General features: G+C 69.6%; 15 protein-coding genes. 8 read left to right on the top strand and 7 right to left on the bottom strand.

What is annotated here, in order from left to right; all coding sequences use genetic code 11:
- Positions 1 to 60: 60 nt before the first annotated feature.
- Positions 61 to 924 carry an IS5 family transposase gene (locus IEZ08_RS37310; RefSeq protein ID WP_229803928.1) on the bottom strand — a complete coding sequence of 288 codons (864 nt, stop codon included), beginning with the start codon at positions 922 to 924 and terminating at the stop codon, positions 61 to 63.
- Between the two features lie 85 nt (positions 925 to 1009).
- Between IEZ08_RS37310 and IEZ08_RS40440 the strand changes: the two genes are divergently transcribed.
- From IEZ08_RS40440 to IEZ08_RS37295, 3 genes are all read left to right on the top strand, one after another.
- Positions 1010 to 1141 (top strand): jacalin-like lectin, encoded by a 132-nt coding sequence (locus tag IEZ08_RS40440; protein WP_268249399.1) that lies wholly within the window; start codon positions 1010 to 1012, stop codon positions 1139 to 1141.
- A gap of 273 nt (positions 1142 to 1414) precedes the next feature.
- A complete protein-coding gene (locus IEZ08_RS37300; RefSeq protein WP_141704017.1) occupies positions 1415 to 1840 on the top strand; it encodes a hypothetical protein in 426 nt (141 codons plus the stop codon).
- Positions 1841 to 2146: 306 nt separating this feature from the next.
- The gene (locus tag IEZ08_RS37295) at positions 2147 to 3616 is read left to right on the top strand and encodes an MFS transporter (RefSeq protein WP_189244059.1); all 1470 of its coding nucleotides are present in this window, start codon (positions 2147 to 2149) and stop codon (positions 3614 to 3616) included.
- Positions 3617 to 3855: 239 nt separating this feature from the next.
- On the opposite strand, the gene IEZ08_RS37290 is transcribed toward IEZ08_RS37295, so the two are convergent.
- On the bottom strand, positions 3856 to 5103 hold the full coding sequence (locus tag IEZ08_RS37290; RefSeq protein ID WP_068923742.1) for a transposase: 1248 nt from the start codon (positions 5101 to 5103) through the stop codon (positions 3856 to 3858).
- A 344-nt stretch (positions 5104 to 5447) separates the two neighbouring features.
- Between IEZ08_RS37290 and IEZ08_RS37285 the strand changes: the two genes are divergently transcribed.
- Entirely contained in the window at positions 5448 to 5738 is a 291-nt protein-coding gene (locus IEZ08_RS37285) for a hypothetical protein (protein ID WP_141704015.1), read from the top strand.
- A 39-nt stretch (positions 5739 to 5777) separates the two neighbouring features.
- Here IEZ08_RS37285 and IEZ08_RS37280 read toward each other — a convergent pair whose 3' ends face one another.
- From IEZ08_RS37280 to IEZ08_RS37270, 3 genes are read right to left on the bottom strand one after another with little or no spacing between them, the layout of a single operon-like run.
- On the bottom strand, positions 5778 to 7736 hold the full coding sequence (locus IEZ08_RS37280) for a hypothetical protein (protein ID WP_084780125.1): 1959 nt from the start codon (positions 7734 to 7736) through the stop codon (positions 5778 to 5780).
- 32 nt (positions 7737 to 7768) lie between these two features.
- Positions 7769 to 8911, bottom strand: a complete 1143-nt coding sequence (locus tag IEZ08_RS37275; protein WP_229803927.1) for a 5'-methylthioadenosine/S-adenosylhomocysteine nucleosidase family protein — start codon at positions 8909 to 8911, stop codon at positions 7769 to 7771.
- A gap of 13 nt (positions 8912 to 8924) precedes the next feature.
- The gene (locus IEZ08_RS37270) at positions 8925 to 9620 is read right to left on the bottom strand and encodes an NUDIX hydrolase (protein ID WP_068923739.1); all 696 of its coding nucleotides are present in this window, start codon (positions 9618 to 9620) and stop codon (positions 8925 to 8927) included.
- A gap of 418 nt (positions 9621 to 10038) precedes the next feature.
- On the opposite strand from IEZ08_RS37270, the gene IEZ08_RS37265 reads away from it, so the two are divergent.
- A complete protein-coding gene (locus IEZ08_RS37265; RefSeq protein WP_189244058.1) occupies positions 10039 to 10329 on the top strand; it encodes a hypothetical protein in 291 nt (96 codons plus the stop codon).
- A 642-nt stretch (positions 10330 to 10971) separates the two neighbouring features.
- On the opposite strand, the gene IEZ08_RS37260 is transcribed toward IEZ08_RS37265, so the two are convergent.
- The gene (locus tag IEZ08_RS37260; protein WP_189244057.1) at positions 10972 to 12528 is read right to left on the bottom strand and encodes an alpha/beta hydrolase; all 1557 of its coding nucleotides are present in this window, start codon (positions 12526 to 12528) and stop codon (positions 10972 to 10974) included.
- A gap of 461 nt (positions 12529 to 12989) precedes the next feature.
- Here IEZ08_RS37260 and IEZ08_RS37255 point away from each other — a divergent pair, with 461 nt between their 5' ends.
- From IEZ08_RS37255 to IEZ08_RS37245, 3 genes are all read left to right on the top strand, one after another.
- Positions 12990 to 14150 carry a sensor histidine kinase gene (locus tag IEZ08_RS37255; RefSeq protein WP_189244056.1) on the top strand — a complete coding sequence of 387 codons (1161 nt, stop codon included), beginning with the start codon at positions 12990 to 12992 and terminating at the stop codon, positions 14148 to 14150.
- Positions 14147 to 14809, top strand: a complete 663-nt coding sequence (locus IEZ08_RS37250) for a response regulator (protein WP_068923735.1) — start codon at positions 14147 to 14149, stop codon at positions 14807 to 14809. Before IEZ08_RS37255 ends, IEZ08_RS37250 begins: the two co-directional genes overlap by 4 nt.
- A gap of 688 nt (positions 14810 to 15497) precedes the next feature.
- Positions 15498 to 15710 carry a hypothetical protein gene (locus IEZ08_RS37245; RefSeq protein WP_141704011.1) on the top strand — a complete coding sequence of 71 codons (213 nt, stop codon included), beginning with the start codon at positions 15498 to 15500 and terminating at the stop codon, positions 15708 to 15710.
- A 21-nt stretch (positions 15711 to 15731) separates the two neighbouring features.
- Here the strand turns inward: IEZ08_RS37245 and IEZ08_RS37240 are convergent.
- Positions 15732 to 16287: EAL domain-containing protein (locus IEZ08_RS37240; RefSeq protein WP_189244055.1), on the bottom strand; the 556-nt coding region annotated here is incomplete at its 5' end.

Genomic DNA, 16287 nt, shown 5'->3' with positions numbered 1-16287 from the left:
AGCTCGACGCTCCCACTACCGAAGACGCGGCCACGCCATCACATAAGTGCCGTTGCAGTATTAGGAGCTGTTCGAGGTTCGGATCATGTGGTTGAGGTGAGGAGCTTCAGCCACATGATCGAACCTCGAAGGTAGAGCCCGGTCTCGTAGCTGACGGGCCGGCCGCCCCGGCTGCCCTTCTTCCTGCGGTTGGCCACCTGGTCCTTCTTCTCCGGGATGACCGCCTTGATATGACGTCTCCTCAGGTAGGCACGGTTGGCGCGAGACGAATACGCCTTGTCCGCGCCCGACCGCGCCCGGACGGGTGCGGGGCCGGCCGACCGGACCGGGGATGCGGATCTTGTCCACGACGGTGATGAACTGCGGGCAGTCGGCGGCCTGGCCGGGCGTGAGCACGAAAGCCAGCGGCCGCCCGGCGGCGTCGACCGCGGCATGCACAGCCCGATGACGCGTCCGGACCGCCCGTGCCGTCCGCGCCGGGAGTGACCTGCGGCGCATCACTCTCAGCACCGGCGGCTGCTGCTCCAGTACCGCCCCCTTTTCCTCGGTCAGGGCCTGCTCCAGCGCATCCAACGTCTCCCCGGCCACGGCCAGCCCGGCCGATTCCTGATGGGCCCGCACGATGGTGGAGCCCACGCTGACCAGCTCCAGCCCGACCTGCCCGCGCGATGCGGCCTCGGCGATCAACGCCTCCATCAGGGTGTGGAACACCCCGGCCTTGGCCCAGGTGTTGAACCGGGAATACAGCGTGGACCAGGGCCCGTAGCGTTCGGGGACATCACGCCAGCCAGACCCGGTGCGAAACCGCCACAAGATCCCGTTGAACTGATCCCGCAGCCGTCGCGGCAGCGGCCCGGTGGCCGCCACCGGCAGATACGGCTCGATCAACGCCCACTCGGCATCGGTCACATCAAAGCGCACCACGTCCGAGTTCTACCAGCCGCGGTCGGCCCGCCACCGGGCCCCACCTAGATCCGAACCCCAAACAGCTCCTAGCGCGGGCCGTACCTTGGCGGGCGGCACCCCGACCGCCGACTGCGTCTCCTCCACCGTACCCGCGGGCTGGCGGATCGCCGGTTTCCACGGCCGGGCGGGCCAGGAGATGGACCGGCTGGGGATGATCTACACGCCGATCGGCTGACCGGACACGCCGCGGGGGTCGGCGATGATCTTCAATGACATGGCGAAACGCATGTTTCCTCCGTGTCCTTGCAGTCGTATGGTCGAAGATTCCGTGTGACACGACCGCCCGCTCCCCGGTTCGGCCATCCGGCCCTCGAAGGGCCCGGACCGTCGCTGCGACCCGGGCCCAGGGACGGATGGAACCGCGCAGCCGGCGGCACGCCACGCATGGACCTTCTCATGTACCCGGAGGGACACCATGCCCAAGGCTTCCCGAACGCTGCGAGCGGTCTTGACGACGATCCTGATCGTCATCGCCCCGGCGTCCCTGGCCATCACCCCGGCGAGCGCGGCCGCTGACGCCTGCCGGTTCGTACCGGATTCGCTGACCGCCGTCGACCTGCAGGAGGACGCCGAGGAACAGGACGAGGTCTTCCTCAAGGTGGGCGGCGACTGGTGGCCGAGCTATCTGACCTCGGCGACCTTCGCCCTCGGTCAGACGCGCGGCATCGGAACCGTCAGCGAGGAGTTCACCGACCGGATCCGCCTGGAGCTGTGGGAGGACGACACCTGGCCCAACGGTAACGATCTCATCGATGTGCGGTACGTCTCCGAGGGCGGCGCGGTCAGCTGCCGCAACCAGCCGTTCTCGGTCTCGGTCGGCTTCACGGACGGCGACGCCCACTACCTGCTGAGGGCCGTCGTGGGACCGGCCTGACCTTTCGCGGGGCCCGTGCCGTCCGGGGCTGACGCCGCTCCCGGCCTCGGGTGTCCGGTGGTCCTAGGTCCAAGGTCCCAGGACATACCGACCCGACGTCCGATGCCGTAGGCCGCGGCGGGCGGCATAGTCGTCCCGAAGCCAGCGCAGTGCACGCAGGGAAGGCAGGGGCGATGACCGGACCGGACGGACCGAGCCCGGGCGCCGCCCACCCCAGCGCCCTCAAGGGGTGTGCCAACAAATGTCCGCCGGTCCGGGTGCAGCCATGACAAGCCACCGGACCACACACGGACGAAAGGCACACCCATGTCCGCAGCTCAGTCCCCGGCCCGCGGTCAACGGCCGGGATGGAGCCTCGCGCTGCTCGCACTCGGGCACCTGATCATCAGTCTCGACTTCACCATCATCTATGTAGCCCTGCCCGACATCGCCACCGATGTCGGCTTCACCCCGCACACCCTGCAATGGGTGGTCACCGCGTACGCCGTCCTCTACGGAGGCTTCCTCCTGTTGGGCGGCCGGCTGTCCGACCTGATGGGACGCCGGCGGATGTTCGTGCTCGGCATGGCGCTGTACGGCGCGGCCTCCGTACTGGGCGGCCTGGCCACGGCGCCGGCGGTGCTGCTCGCCGCACGCGCCGTGCAGGGTCTCGCCGGCGCGGTGCTGTTCCCCTCGGTCCTGGCCCTGGTCAACACCGCCTTCGCCGAGGGCAGGGAGCGCAACCGCGCGCTGACGGTCTGGGCCATGGCGGGCGCCGGCGGGCTCACCGCGGGCTCGCTGGCCGGCGGGGTGCTCACCCAGGTCCTCGGCTGGCAGGCCGTGTTCTACGTCAACGTTCCGCTGGCCGCCGTGGGTGCCGTCGCCGCCTTCGCCCTGCTGCCCCCCGACGGCCGCGTCACCACAGGAAGCGTCGACGTGCCCGGAGCGCTGACCGGTACCGCGGGCGTCACGTTGCTGATCTTCATGGTCACGCACGGCTCCGAGGCCGGCTGGGCGCGGGCAGAGGTGATCGCCGCTGCCGTTCTCGCCGCGGTCCTGCTGGCCGCGTTCCTGCGCCTCCAGGTCCGCGGCCGGACACCGTTGATGCCGCTGCGGCTGTTCCGCAACCGCGCGCTCAGCGGAGCGGTCGTGGTCATCCTCGTCTTCGGGCTGACGATGCAAGCCGTGCCGTACTTCCTGACCCTGTACTTCCAGGACGTTCTCGGCTTCAGCGCCCTGGAGACCGGGCTGGCGTTCCTCGGCCCGACCCTGTCGATCACGGCCGGCAACGTCCTCAGCGAGCGACTGATCCACCGCTTCGGCACCCGGAGCACGCTGATGATCGGCATCGTCGCCAATGCCGTGGGTGCTGCGCTCCTGGCCCCCGGTATGCATGCGGACGGATCCGTCCTGACCGTCCTGGTCGGGGTCGTCGTCATCGGTCTGGGCATGGGCATCACCTACGAGGCCATGTGGGTCGCCGCCGGCACCGGCGTCTCGGCGGGCGAACAGGGCCTGGCCTCAGGGGTGGCCTCCACCGCGCTGCAGGTGGGGACCGCCGCGGGTCTGGCTGTTCTCGTGGCCGTCGCCAACCACGACATCGCAGGGCTGTCCGGGCAGGCCCTGCGCGTCGCCTCCGCCGACGGCATGCGCGCCGCCGTCTACATCCTGGGCGCCGTCATGCTGACGGCCGTCCTGGCCGCCCTCAGGCTCCCCGGTCCGCGTACCCGGGTCGCCGCAGCCGCGTCCCCGCCCGTCCCCGACCCGGTCGCCGCCGACCTGCCGCCCACCGGCTGAGGGCGCCCGCGGCTCCGGCGTCCGGCCACCGCCGCCCCGCCTCCGTCTCGCTGCCCGCGATTCCGCGGGGGCATTCCGCCCAGCACGGGCCGGGAACGACGGGGACGGCGGGGCGGTGGTGGCGCGTGGCCAGAGAGGGGACCACTGATGTCACACGTCTGATGTCACACGTCGGCACCCGAGGTCGCGTTCTCGGAGCGGTGTGAAAAGCTCAACGAGGTAGGTGCCGGGGGCTGATCTTAAGCGGCTGCTGTTTCGGGCGTCGAGTCAGTGGCCGGGGCGGCTGCCGGGTGGAGCCGGCTGGGCGGGGCGAGCAGGGCTCGGCGCAGGTCGTGCAGGGTGCGCAGGCCCTTGGAGGTCATGGTGAAGCCGCGCCAGCCGCCAGAGGCCCGATCCAGCACCGCCCACACCAGGCTGACGCAGGAGGTCTCGCCGGGGAAACGGCCGATGACCTTGACCCGGCGGCGGGTCTCACCGAAAGTGCGCTCGATGAAGTTGGAGTGGCGGATGCGCTTGTGGTGCTCGATCGGGAAGCGCAGGTAGGTCGTCAGCGAGGCGCGGTCGGCCAGCAGGCTCTTGACCGCCGCCGGATAGCGCCCGTCCCAGGCCTCGGCGAAGGCGTCGATGCGGGCCTGGACGCAGGCGACCAGTGCTGGGCCCGGCTCGATCTCCTTGCCGTCCTGCTGCAGGCCGCCGACATCGAAGATGTCCCAGAAGGCGGCCTTGACTTCGGCCTGGTCGCCGGTGCTGACCTTCGATAGCACGTTGCGGTATTTGTGGATCACGCAGCGCTGGCGCAGCGAGGCCGCAAAGACCTGCTCGGCGGCCGGGGCCAGGCCGATGAAGATGGGCTTGCCGCCGGTGGTGATGCCCCAGGCGGCCAGCACCGGCTCGGCGCGCTGCCCGTGGTGCATCTTGAAATGGCTGGCGTCCAGGAACAGGTAGTCCAGCTCGACGTCGGTCAGGTCGCGGCGGCACCAGGTGTCGTATTCGGTGACGATGGCCTGGCAGATGGCCGCCACCGTCGATTTGGACAGTGCCGCCTCCGGGCCGAGCGCATCAGCCAGGGCGCCCTGGACCTCGCGCACCGACAACCCGCGCACGAACGAGGCGATGACCAGGCTCTCCAGCGCGTGGGTGCGACTGACGCCGGTGCCGAACAGTCGGGAGGCGAACTTCTCGGTGGTGCCGCGCAGCTTCGGGCGGGCGATGGTGGCCGGGCCGCTGGTGGTCTTGATGGTGGTGGGGCAGTGCCCGTTGCGGTGGCCGGGCCGTACGGCCTGCTCACCATCGGCGACGGCGGTGGCGCGCTGGTAGCGGGCGCGGCTGAGGAAGGCGTCCACCTCGGCCTCCACAGCGGTCTGGATGATCAGGCGAGCACCGAGCCGGGCGACGTCCTCGATGACCTCGACCAGGTCACGCTCGGAGGCGAACAGGGCGTCGACCTCGGCGCGGATGGCTTGAACGGGCGGTAGTGTGCGTGCCACGAGCGTAGGTCCTTGCGTAGTGCGAACTTTGGTCGGTTCAGCACGGCAACCTACGCTCGTTCTCTTTTACACCGCATCTCGGACGCGGCCGGTCCTCATCGCCCCTACGAGGGGTCGCAACGCCTCGCGAACCGCCTCAACGCTTTCCTGCCGAGCCCCGGTGAGGAAGCGGTCTTGAAGGAGCGGGCTCGGGGCACCCCAGCCGTGTGCCCGTCATCTCCTGGTGAGCGGGAGGCGGCTGTCCGTCGCGCCTGAGGACTTCAGTAGTCCAGGGCGGCGTCGGCCAGGGCGGTGACCTCGGCGGCCGAGGCGCGGAAATAGCGGGCGGAGGTCTCAATCGAGGCGTGGCCGAGCAGGGCCTGGATCTGGGCGGGATCGGCACCACCGCGGCGCCCCGACTGGCGGTCGTCTTCGCGGCGCGAGCGGCCATGACGCGCCGTCCCCTTCTTATCCGGGGAGTTTTCCCGGCACTGGCCTGCGGGCCGCGCCGACGTTATCCGGGGAGTATTAGGGTTGGTGGTTGTCTCGATGCGATCCTTCTCGCCAACGCCTGTCAGCGAGCCATCACCTCAATGACGCCGTATCGATCAGTTGTCTGGCCGCTCCGCTACGTCCAGATCCCGTTCGATGAGTGAACAGCCATGTGAGCTGGTTCGCCGATCGGTCATGGTTTGTCAGACGAAGATGGCGTTCACGGCGTTGCTCACCTCCGCGAGAGAGACTTTCTCGCGTTCGCGTTCGAAGGTGATCCACTGTTTGCCTTCCGCCGCGATCCCTTCCAGGACGTGCAGGGCGTTGCCGAGGCCTGCCGTGTCGAGGGTCATTTGTGAGGCACCCTGTGGGTCTTTGTCTTCCTTCTCGGTGACGTCTGTGGGTGGATCGGTCACTTTGACCTTGATCGGATCGCCGTTGGTCAGCGTCAGCTCAAAGACGTTCTCCCCGCTATCGGTCTCGGCCACCTGGACGGAGGTGAACGCGTCGTAGCGGTAGTTGGTACGTGCCAATCGATGGAAGGTGGCCTTCCGGAAGTCGAGGTGCACCGTCAGCTGCCGCACACCGTCTTTGGTGAGTAGGAAAAGCAGAATCTTGTACTTCGAGTAGCGCCATGGCCCGTTCTCGATGCGTGCCCGGTCGTAGGAGGGCGTGGCGGGCGCCTCGATGAAGGCGTGAGCCAAGACGTCCTGCCGCTTCAGCCTGTAGAGGGCCATCGCCCGTTCCATCAACGCCTTGCGGTCACACTCCAGCCAGCGGGCCATCTGTAGATCATCCGGTCTGTCGGCGAGCTTGCTCTTCCACCGCTCGCAAGCCGCCTGGCGGGCGGCCCACAGGCGCTGCTCCTCCGCCTTGTCGGCGGCGTGGCGCTTGTACTCCGCGGCGATGCGCAACCAGAGGCGGGCTGTCGACCAGACCGAGATCACAGCGACGAGCGCGGTCAGCGACACAGTGAACGCCGTGACGTGCGCGCCGCTCCAGATCAGGAAGATGCCCGCCGCAGTCGCCGCAATGGCGGTGAGCACGCACATCGCTTTCCTGGACCAGGGGACGCGCAGCTCCTTGCGGTAGTCCCATAGGCTGCCTGCCTGCCAGCGTCGCGCGACATCAGCGACCAGGTAGCGGGTCAGCCAGGCGACTTGCTTGGCGTTGACCGTGCTCTCCCGGTAAATGGTGACGACCTCATCACGCAAGGCCCGGCGCACCCCCGCCGTCTCCGACAGCCAACGGGCCTTGTCCGCGCCGCGCGGGGCGTATAGCGCGGAATAGTGGTTGAACTGCTGGTCGATCTTGCTGGCGAAGCCATCACCGCGCCTGGTGGTGGCCGGTCGGCGCAGATATTCGCGGTCCTTCGCCTGGCGGCGCTCCTTCTTGCACCGCCACTCCACACCGATGCGCACACTCGTGTAGCAGCTGGCCGCCAGAACCAGCAGAGCAGCCACCGCTGCCGTCCCGGTGTGCTGCCATGCCGTGACGCCGATGAAGCCGACGCTCACCAGGGCCAACGCGGTGGTCACCGCCGCTCCGGTCCAGACGCCGAGTCCGATGCGGACAGGATCGGCCGGCCGGACCCGTGCGTCGCGGGGATCCGGCTGGAAGAACTTCCAGGCCCGGCCCAGCCGGTCATTCGCACAACGGTCACTCCTGGCCGCCTCGAACGCGTGCGTCCACAGGGCGTCCTCAGCGGAGCTGTCCAGGAACATCTCCATGTGCTGCAGAACGTCGTTGCGCTGCTCGTCGGTCAGCTTCTGGAGTTCCTGCTCTAGGTCAGCGGCCCCGTTCTCCGTTGGACGGGATGTCAGCAGATGGTCGATCAGTTTGATCGCATCGGCCCACTCGTCGTCGGCTTTGACGACGCCGCGCACGCAGCGCAGCATGGTGATCTCCGTCGGCGGCACCTGCTGCAGAGTACGTCCGCTGAGCAGGGCCAGCAGCAGGTAGAAGCAGGACAGACCGTTGATGTAGTGGCGCAGGACCACGGCGTCGCGGAGGTGCTCACGCGCCTCCCGAGCCATCCCGGCGCGCAGGCAATTGAGCCCGACCTCGAAAGTCTGCTCGGGTGAGAGGGCGGCTGTGGCCTGGTAGACGTTGACCGGCCCGTGGATGGCTTCTGCCTGGACGGCGACGTTCGCCGAGTCCATGGCGAGGTTGGTCGGAGCGGAGGAAGAATCGTTCATAGGACGCCCCGGATGGCCGCGATAACGGCTGAGACGTGCGCCGCCAGCTCCGCCACCTCCGCCAGGAGCCCGCGGAGTTTCTTGAGCGCGATCACCGCTTTGCTTCTGCCCTGCTCGGTGCTCTCCGACAGCGATTCGGCGGCGACGGTGATCTCTGCCTCCGCCGCGGTGAAGGTCTCCTCGTCCACTTCCTGAGCCTTGCGCGCCCGGGCAAGCCGGTCGCGCAGCTCGGCGAGCTGGGTGACCGGGTCGGCGGCCTGGGTCTGGGGCGGGTGGCCGATGGTGACGTTGCCGTGGATGTGTCCAGCCTGCACGCCCACCCGGGCATTGTCGCGGGCGACGTTCTTCACGCGGTCGGTCATGCCTTTCGCCTCTCTCGCCGTACTCACCGGATGGTTGTCGTGCTCTGTGGCCAGTTCCTGAGCCAGGGCCACGGCGAAGGCGGCGGCGTTGGCCGCCGCCTTCGGCTGCCAACTCAGGCCATCGGTCGCGGTCTTGGTGCCGTCGGCGCGGTCGCTGATGCCGCGTACCACGGCCATGGGCAGCGACCTGTTGTGGTGGGCCGCCTGGGCCACGCCGGCCGACTCCATCTCGATCGCGAGCGCGTCGTTGTAGGTCTGGCGCACCCACCGGGCGTGCGCGGAGATCGCCGAATCCTGTACGACCTCGCCAGCCGCGATCGGGCCGAAGCGCACCGCGGGCACGGCCGCGTCTGCCGGCAGGTGACGGGTCCAGCTCTGGGTGCGGTAGAGATGGCGGGCGATCTGGTCGGTCTCGTGGTCGATCTCCCACGCGCGCGGGCGGGCTTTGAGGCCGTCGTCTTCGCTGGTGCCGCCGTGGTAGGCGTACACGTGCGTGGCCACCACCACATCGCCCAGGCCGATGCCGGGCCACAGGGCCCCGGCGACCCCCACAAACAGCAGCGCCGACGGCGAGAACTCAGCGATCGCCCGCTCGGTGATCACCGCCGAAGGGTGGTTGCCCTTACCGACCAGCCCCAGGGCCACCCGTGGTCCGTCGCCGGCGAGGCGGCCGAGCTCGAAGCGGGTGCCCGCGGTGTGGCGGTGCACGCGCACGTTGGTCAGGTGCCCGCGGACAGCCTGATACTCCAGATCCAGCGCGGTGAGAATCACGATCATGACCATCGACCTCCTAAGGCCGAGTCATCGGGGGATTGAGGACGTGGACCGGACCCGCCCTGAAGAGCCGGGCGGGCCGCCCGTTCGGGGTCTTGCGCATCGGGCCGTCGGCGACGATGAAGCCGCGGGTGCCCTGGACCTTGCGGTAGAAGTTACGCGGATCGAGGCGAACACCCCAGACCGCCTCATACACCTGCTGCAGCTCCGAGATGGTGAAGGTCTCGGCGCAAAACGAGGTAGCCAGGGCGGTGTGCTCGAGCTGGATGCGCGCGCGCTCGACCCCATCGATGAGGATGCGGCGATGGTCAAAGGCCAGCTTCGTGCCCGGCGCCAGAGCGTGCTCCACCGACGTCCAGCAGGCACCCGCGGCGTCGGTGCCGGCGACCGGCTCGGGCAGGCGGGGCGCGATGGCCAGGTAGGCCACGGATACGACGCGGCCACGGGGGTCACGGCCCGGCTCGCCGTACACGGCCAAGGGCTCCAGGTGCACGTCGGGCAGGCCTGCCTCCTCCGACAGTTCGCGTCGCGCCGCCGCCTCGATGTCCTCGTGCTCGTCACATAGGAAGCCGCCCGGCAGAGCAAGAGCCCCGAGGAACGGGTCAATGCCGCGTTCCACAAGCAGGACGTGCAGGCGCGCCTCACGCAGCGTCAAGATCACCAGGTCGACCGCGAGCAGGACGCGTGGTGGCTGCCATGGGGGGTCAGGCATGAGCCCACCATAGCTTTTTGTCAGATCGACAGGAAGCCCTTGCAAGATACGGGGAATGACCCTGTGGCGGAACCGGAATGCACATTAAGTCGGTTCGGGCAGCTCAGCAGGGTGGCCAGGGCGGGGCGTCCCAAGGCGTTGGCATGCGTTTCGGTGCCGCCGCAATCCAGAATCCGATCAGGGGCTGGGGGCCGGAAGTCCTCAGCAGCAGAAGTAGATCAAGCCCTTTCATAGGGCTGTTTCACAGTCAGGGCGTTTGCACCGATTTATGGAACACGGTTTTGTCCTGGACGCTCGATCGCCGCTCCGCTGCTTTATAGGTGATCACCTATGAGACAGAACCCGTCGCCATCACAGCATGCCGACCCATCGAACCTCCTTGGGTGGTTTGCCTTGAAAGTGGGGGTGTGAGGCTTTTATGGCGATGGTCTATGGAGGTGCGCAAGGTCGGCAGTGGTTCCTCCTCGGAGAAGGTCCGGGCTACGCCGCCCGGCAGCTGGCCTTGCTGTTCACCGTGGGCACAGCGCTGACCACGGTGAAGGTGCTGTCGGTTCCAGGCGATCAGCGTCCATTGTTCATCACGCTTGCCGTACTGCAGGCGACGGCTGCCGCAGCCGGCTGGTGGCCCGTCTGGCTGCGGTTGCATCCGTGGGCGCCGCTGGTGTTGTGCCTGCCCGCCTTCGTGGTCCTGTCCGCTTCCATCGTGTAACCGCTGAGCCTGACCGGGTCCTTCGGACGCTCGTGCAGAGTGACGCCGGCACCGGGCAGGGTGATGTCCCTGGACGCCTTTGGGGGCGGCGTGCCCGTGGAGGGCCCAGGTCGGCGATGAGCGGCTCGCTGACCAGTCCGAGCAGGACGTCGCTCGCCCCGGAGCAGCTCCGGGACGAGCGAAGGCCGGGATCCCGGCGCTCCGAGTGTCGACGGCGTCCGTTGCGGACAGAGCTCTGGCCGCCCCAAAGGCGATCACCCGCGGCCCGCCGGGGCGCGGCACCACATTGTCGGGACGGAGGTCGCCGTGCGTCATCCCGGCGTGGCGGACGGCGACCAGCGCCGTCACCATGCCGACCGCGAGCCGGTGTAGCACCGCGCTCCGCATCCGGTGAGCGTCCCAGGTAGACCGTGTCCCAACCGGCCGATGATCTCGTGCCCGTTCACGTGTCCGGGATCTCCCGGGCCGATCGGCCCGGGAGATCCGGCGCGACGGTCCCCCAGCGGTGACCATCGCGGACCACCGGTTATGAGAATCGCGACCGATAGGGAGCGGTCTTTCCGCCGAGATCGCCAGAACCGTCGGTGACTCCGGTCGTCCTCCGCGTTCACCGGCCGCCGGGGAGCGCGGATCGTGGAAGCGTCAGGAGCAGACGGTATCCCGAGCGGGCAGCACGCCATTGAGCAGGTAACGGTCGACGACCTTGTCGATGCAGGTGTTCCGCCGGGAGAAGAGCCCTGCGTACACGGTGTGCCGGAAGGCGCCGCGCAAGGTGACCAGACGGGAGCCGGTGAGGGCGCGGTGCATGGCTATCTGACCGGTATAGGTGGCCGCCGGATCGCCCGCCGCCCCGACCATCAGGACCGGAACGTCGTTTCCTATCCTCGTCGGGGGCTCGGCGGGTCCGACGGGCCAGAAGGAACAGGGGGTGAGGTTCCGCGTCAGCGGGCCGAACAGGGGCTCGTCGGCACGGTGGGCCCGGATGTCCCGGTAGTAGACCTCGGGGTCGCGGGACACGGCCCGGTCCGCGCACTGGATCGCGGTCTGCGCGCTGACATATCCATCAGCGTCCGGTGCGTCCAGCCCGGGAATGACCTCGTCCAGGATCGGGGTGGGAGTGACCTTCATGCCGCGGGCGGCATCGTGCAGGACCCGGACGTCGGCGGCGAAAGCGGCGTACGACTCGGTGTCATCTCCGGCGGTGACGTTCCACAGGAGCATGGGCAGCACGCGGCTGTCGACGCGGTGGCCGCCGACGCGCAGCGGGTGGCGATCGGCGGCCCGGCTGATCCGGTTCACGGTGGCCAGCACCTCGGCGGGGCTGGAGCCCAGGCGGTAGCGACCGTGACGGTGGGCCGCCCAGGCCGCCCACCTCTCCAGGGCCGCCGCCACGGCCGGTCCCGCCGTCCGCGTCAGGTCGGGACCGTACAGGTGCGGGTCCAGGGCGCTGTCCAGCACGACCCTGTCGGCGTGGCCGGGGAACAGCTGCAGGTAGACCGCGCCCAGATAGGTGCCGTACGACGAGCCGAGGTAGGACAGCCGCGGCTCGCCGAGGACGGCGCGGACCACGTCCATGTCCCGGGCGGTGTTGCGGGTGGAGGCGTGCGGCAGCATGTCCCGGTGAACCGCGCAGCGCGACGCGAGGTCCTCGGCCAGCGTCGCTGTCCGCTGGAAGGAACGCCGGTCCGGTCCTGCGGAGCCGACGGCGCTCACCGGCCAGCCGCAGTTCAGGGGGGTGCTGCGCCCGACGAACCGCGGGTCCATCCCGATCAGGTCGTAGCGGGCCGCGACCTCCGGTGCGGCCTGTCCGAGCTTCAGGATGAACGGCATCGCGGGAACACCCGGGCCACCGGGGTTGTACAGCAGAGCTCCCCGCCGGCGTTGGGGATCGGTTGCGGGCAGCCGGGCCAGCGCGACCTTGATGGTGCGTCCATCCGGGCGGTTGTAGTCGAGCGGCACGGTGATCTCGGCGCACCGGGCTCCGGCGTCATCGAGTTGCCCGCCCACTGCGTCTGCCGAGCCGTTCCGGCAGCGGTGCCAGGCGGGTTTCTGCCGCTCGAACCGTTCGGGCCCGCTCTCCGGTGAGCCGTGGCCGCCGGTTCCGGCCCGGGCGATCCCGGCGGCCGGGTGCGCGCCGGCCATGAGAACGCCTGCCAGGACCGCCATGGCCGCGGTGGTGGCGGTCTTCCATTTGTGCATCGAGTGTCTCCCTCGGATGTGGTCCGCGGCGCGGTCGCCCCCCGCGGATCTGTCTCTGGCGGGCCCGTGTCCGGCGGGCCGAGAGATCCGCGGGCGTCCACGGGTGTCCCGCGCCCTGCGGCTACGAAACTAGGCCCGGCGGCAACGTCGGCGCGTCGGCCTCCGGCCGGATCTTCCCCGCGGCGGCGTGACGTGCGCGCAGGCCGCCGTATGTGTCGGTGACACCACCTCTGGCCAGGCGTTCCTCTCGAACGCGGTCGAGGCGGGCGCCTCACGGGCGTGGGCCGTGTACGACTCCAGGATGATCCGGCGCGGGTCGTCCCGTCCGCGGGCCGTCTTCCCATGCCCCGGGACCCGCTACCGTTTCGGTCGTCGCGAGGGCTGTTCCGTGACCGGCCACGGATCTCCGCCTCGTTCGGAAGGTGCGGTGCATGCTTACTGTTCTACGGCGGGAGACGACTATGGCGAGTGCCCCGGAGGGGTTGCTCCCGTTCCTGGCGCACGACGTGGTGCCGGCGGCGGCGGTCTTCCTCCTGGGCGCCGGGATCGGCGGCCCCGTCCACCAGGGGTCCTCCGGCGGGCTGCTCCTTCACCTGGCACTGGCGCTGCCCCTGGTGTGGCGGCGGCGCGCACCGCTGGCGGTGTTCTCAGCGGTGGCGGCTGCGGCCTTCGTCCAGTGGCTCACCGGTATCGAGACGATGGCCGACGCGGCGCTGCTGGTCGCGCTCTACACTGTGGCCTCGCGCTCCACCCTGCGCCGTACCCTCACAGCCGCGCTCGTTCTCGAAGCGGGCATCCTGCTGGCCGCGGCCCGATGGTCGGCGCCCGAGGGAGGATTCCTCCGCTCTGTCGTCTTCCTGACCGCGATCGCCGTGGCCGTCGCGGTCGCCGGTACGAACGTCCGGCTCAGACGCTCCCACCTCACCTCCCTGGAAGACCGCGCGGTCCGCCTGGAACGCGAGCGCGATCAGCGGGCCCGGCTCGCGGTCGCGAGCGAACGGGCCCGCATCGCCCGTGAGATGCACGACATCGTCACCCACAATCTGTCGGTGATGGTGGCACTCGCCGACGGCGCGGTCTTCGCGCAGCACCGGTCACCCGACAGGGCCTCCGCCGCCATGCGCCAGATCTCGAGCACGGGCCGGCAGGCCATCGCCGACATGCGGCGCGTCCTCGGGGTCCTGCGGGCCGACGAGCCCGACGAGGCGCGCCACCCGATGCCCGGCATCGAGCAACTGGCGGCCCTCGCCGACCGCATGGGCGCGGCCGGTCTGTCGGCCACCCTCGCACTGGAGGGCGAATCCGCCGGCGTCCCGGTCACCGCTCAGCTCACCGTCTACAGGATCGTGCAGGAGGCTTTGACCAACATCCTCAAGCACGCCTCGTCCGGTGCCCGCGCTCAGGTCCGCGTGCGCTGCTCTTCGGATGCCGTCACGGTCGACGTCACCGACGACGGCCACGCCGCCGCTGCCCGCCCTCCGTCACCCGGACACGGCATCCTCGGCATGCGGGAACGCGCCGCCGCGTACGGCGGAGTCCTGGAGGCGGGCCCGCTGCCCGGCCGGGGCTGGCGGGTCCACGCCACCCTCAACCTCGGGACGGCCGGAAGCGGGGCGGCATGACGATCCGTGTCCTGCTCGCCGACGACGAGCCGCTGCTGCGCATGGCCTTCACCATGGTCCTCGACGCCCAGCCGGACATGGAGGTCGTCGGAGAGGCGGGGGACGGCGTCGAGGCCGTACGGCTCACACGGCGACTGCGTCCCGACGTCGTCCTGATGGACGTGCGTATGCCCGGCACCGACGGCATCGAGGCGACCAGCCGGATCGTGCGGGGCGGCGGGCGGGCCCGGGTCCTCATCCTGACCACCTTCGACCTCGACGAATACGCCTTCGCGGGCCTGCGGGCGGGTGCGTCAGGCTTCCTCCTCAAGAACGCTCTGCCCGAGGAACTCCTCGCGGCGATCCGTAACGTCGCGCGAGGTGACGCGGTGGTCTCTCCGCGGATCACCCGCCTGCTGCTGGAGAACTTCGCTCACCGGCTCCCCGCCGACGGCCCTCCGACGGCCGACGAGCGTCTGAGCCGGCTCACGCCGCGCGAACGAGAAGTGCTCGTCGCGGTGGCGCGTGGTCTTTCCAACGCCGAACTCGCCGCCGAGCTCCACCTGGCGGAGGCCACGGTGAAGACCCACCTGAGCAGGATCCTGGTGAAACTGGAACTGCGTGACCGCGTGCAGGCAGTGATCTTCGCTTACGAGAACCGGCTCGTCCGTCCCGCGTAGCCGTTCCGTGAACCCCTCCTCCAGCGGTGGACGAGGATGGAAGTTATCCAGGGAGGTGGCATGCACGACTCGGCCACCCCTGCCGGAACCGGCAGGGCAGCCCGCCGCAGCCGGATCCGCCGGGGCGCATCACCGTCTCCACGAAACTCGGCGCGATTCATCTCAGGGTGGACCAAGACCTTCATCGGACTACGGCTTGCGCCGCGTTCGTCGACCGGCTGGCGGACGAGCCCGGCGGCCCAGCCGGCCGGGGCATCTGCACCCAGTTGGCCAGCGTGCCCGCATTGATGCCCAGATCCTTGCGACCTGCGCGATCGGTTTTCCTGTCTCCCGCACGATGCGCACCGCGCCCGCCCGGAACTCTGGATCGAACCTGCGGCTGGTCTCTCCCACGACCCAACCTTCTCCTTAGGTCAGGTCTCCACGCTAGAAGGGGAAGTCCACGCCACGTCCGAGTTCTACCAGCCGCGGTCGGCCCGCCACCGGGCCCCACCTAGATCCGAACCCCAAACAGCTCCTAGCGGCCGTTCGCGGATCGGGGCGTTGCCGGATCGGGGTGTTGCCGGATCGGGGCGTTCGCGGATCGGGCGGTTCCCCGGATCGCCCCGCCCGCCGCGATCTCCCCGCCGGACGGTCCCGGGGCACCGGAGATCCGCGTCGGGACGCGATCCCGGGGTATGGACACCGGATGAGCAAGAGAGAGGAACTCCGTCAGGTGGAGGCGGACCTGGAACGGCTGCGTGCGGAAGTCGCCTCCATACGCGACCAGCTCACGGATCTGGGCCCGGCCGACGCCGTCGAGCGGTCACAGATGATCAACATGGCCGACGAGCAGCAGGCCCTGATCGTCGGGCTGGAGGCGCGGCGCGACACGTTGCTGAGGTCCCTCGACGACGCCTGAGTCCCGTCCGGCGGCCGGGACTCAGGCGGCTTCGGACGTCAGGGTGGTGTGGAGAAGGTTGTCGATCTGCCGGGCGGTGGCCGGCGGCGAGAACAGATACCCCTGCGCCAGCGTGCAGCCCACCTGGTGCAGCGCCACCGCCTGCTCGCGGGTCTCGACCCCCTCCACGATCGTGCCCAGCCGCAGGCTCGCCGACAGCTCCACGATCGCCTTGGTGAACGCCCGCGCCTGAGCGTGATCGGCCGCCGACGGCGCCGTGGTGAACGAACGATCGATCTTGACGATGTCCACCGGCAGACTGCGCAGGTAGGCCAGGGACGAATACCCCGTGCCGAAGTCGTCCAGGGCGATGCGCACCCCGTGCTCGCGCAGCCCGGCCAGCACCCCGATGATCCGCTCGGTCTCGGCCGGGGTGGTGGCCAGCAGCATGCTCTCGGTGATCTCCAGGATCAGCGCCCCGGGCGGCAGCTCGTGCCCGGCCAGTGCCGCCAGTACCGTCTCGGCGAAATCGTCCTCGCGCAACTGGCGGCCGGAGACGTTCACCGTCACCGCCAGGCCGTGGCGGGCGTGCCAGCGC

Source organism: Planobispora rosea (assembly GCF_014648175.1).
GTDB classification, from domain to species: domain Bacteria; phylum Actinomycetota; class Actinomycetes; order Streptosporangiales; family Streptosporangiaceae; genus Planobispora; species Planobispora rosea.
This window is presented reverse-complemented; position numbering and strand designations above follow the sequence as displayed.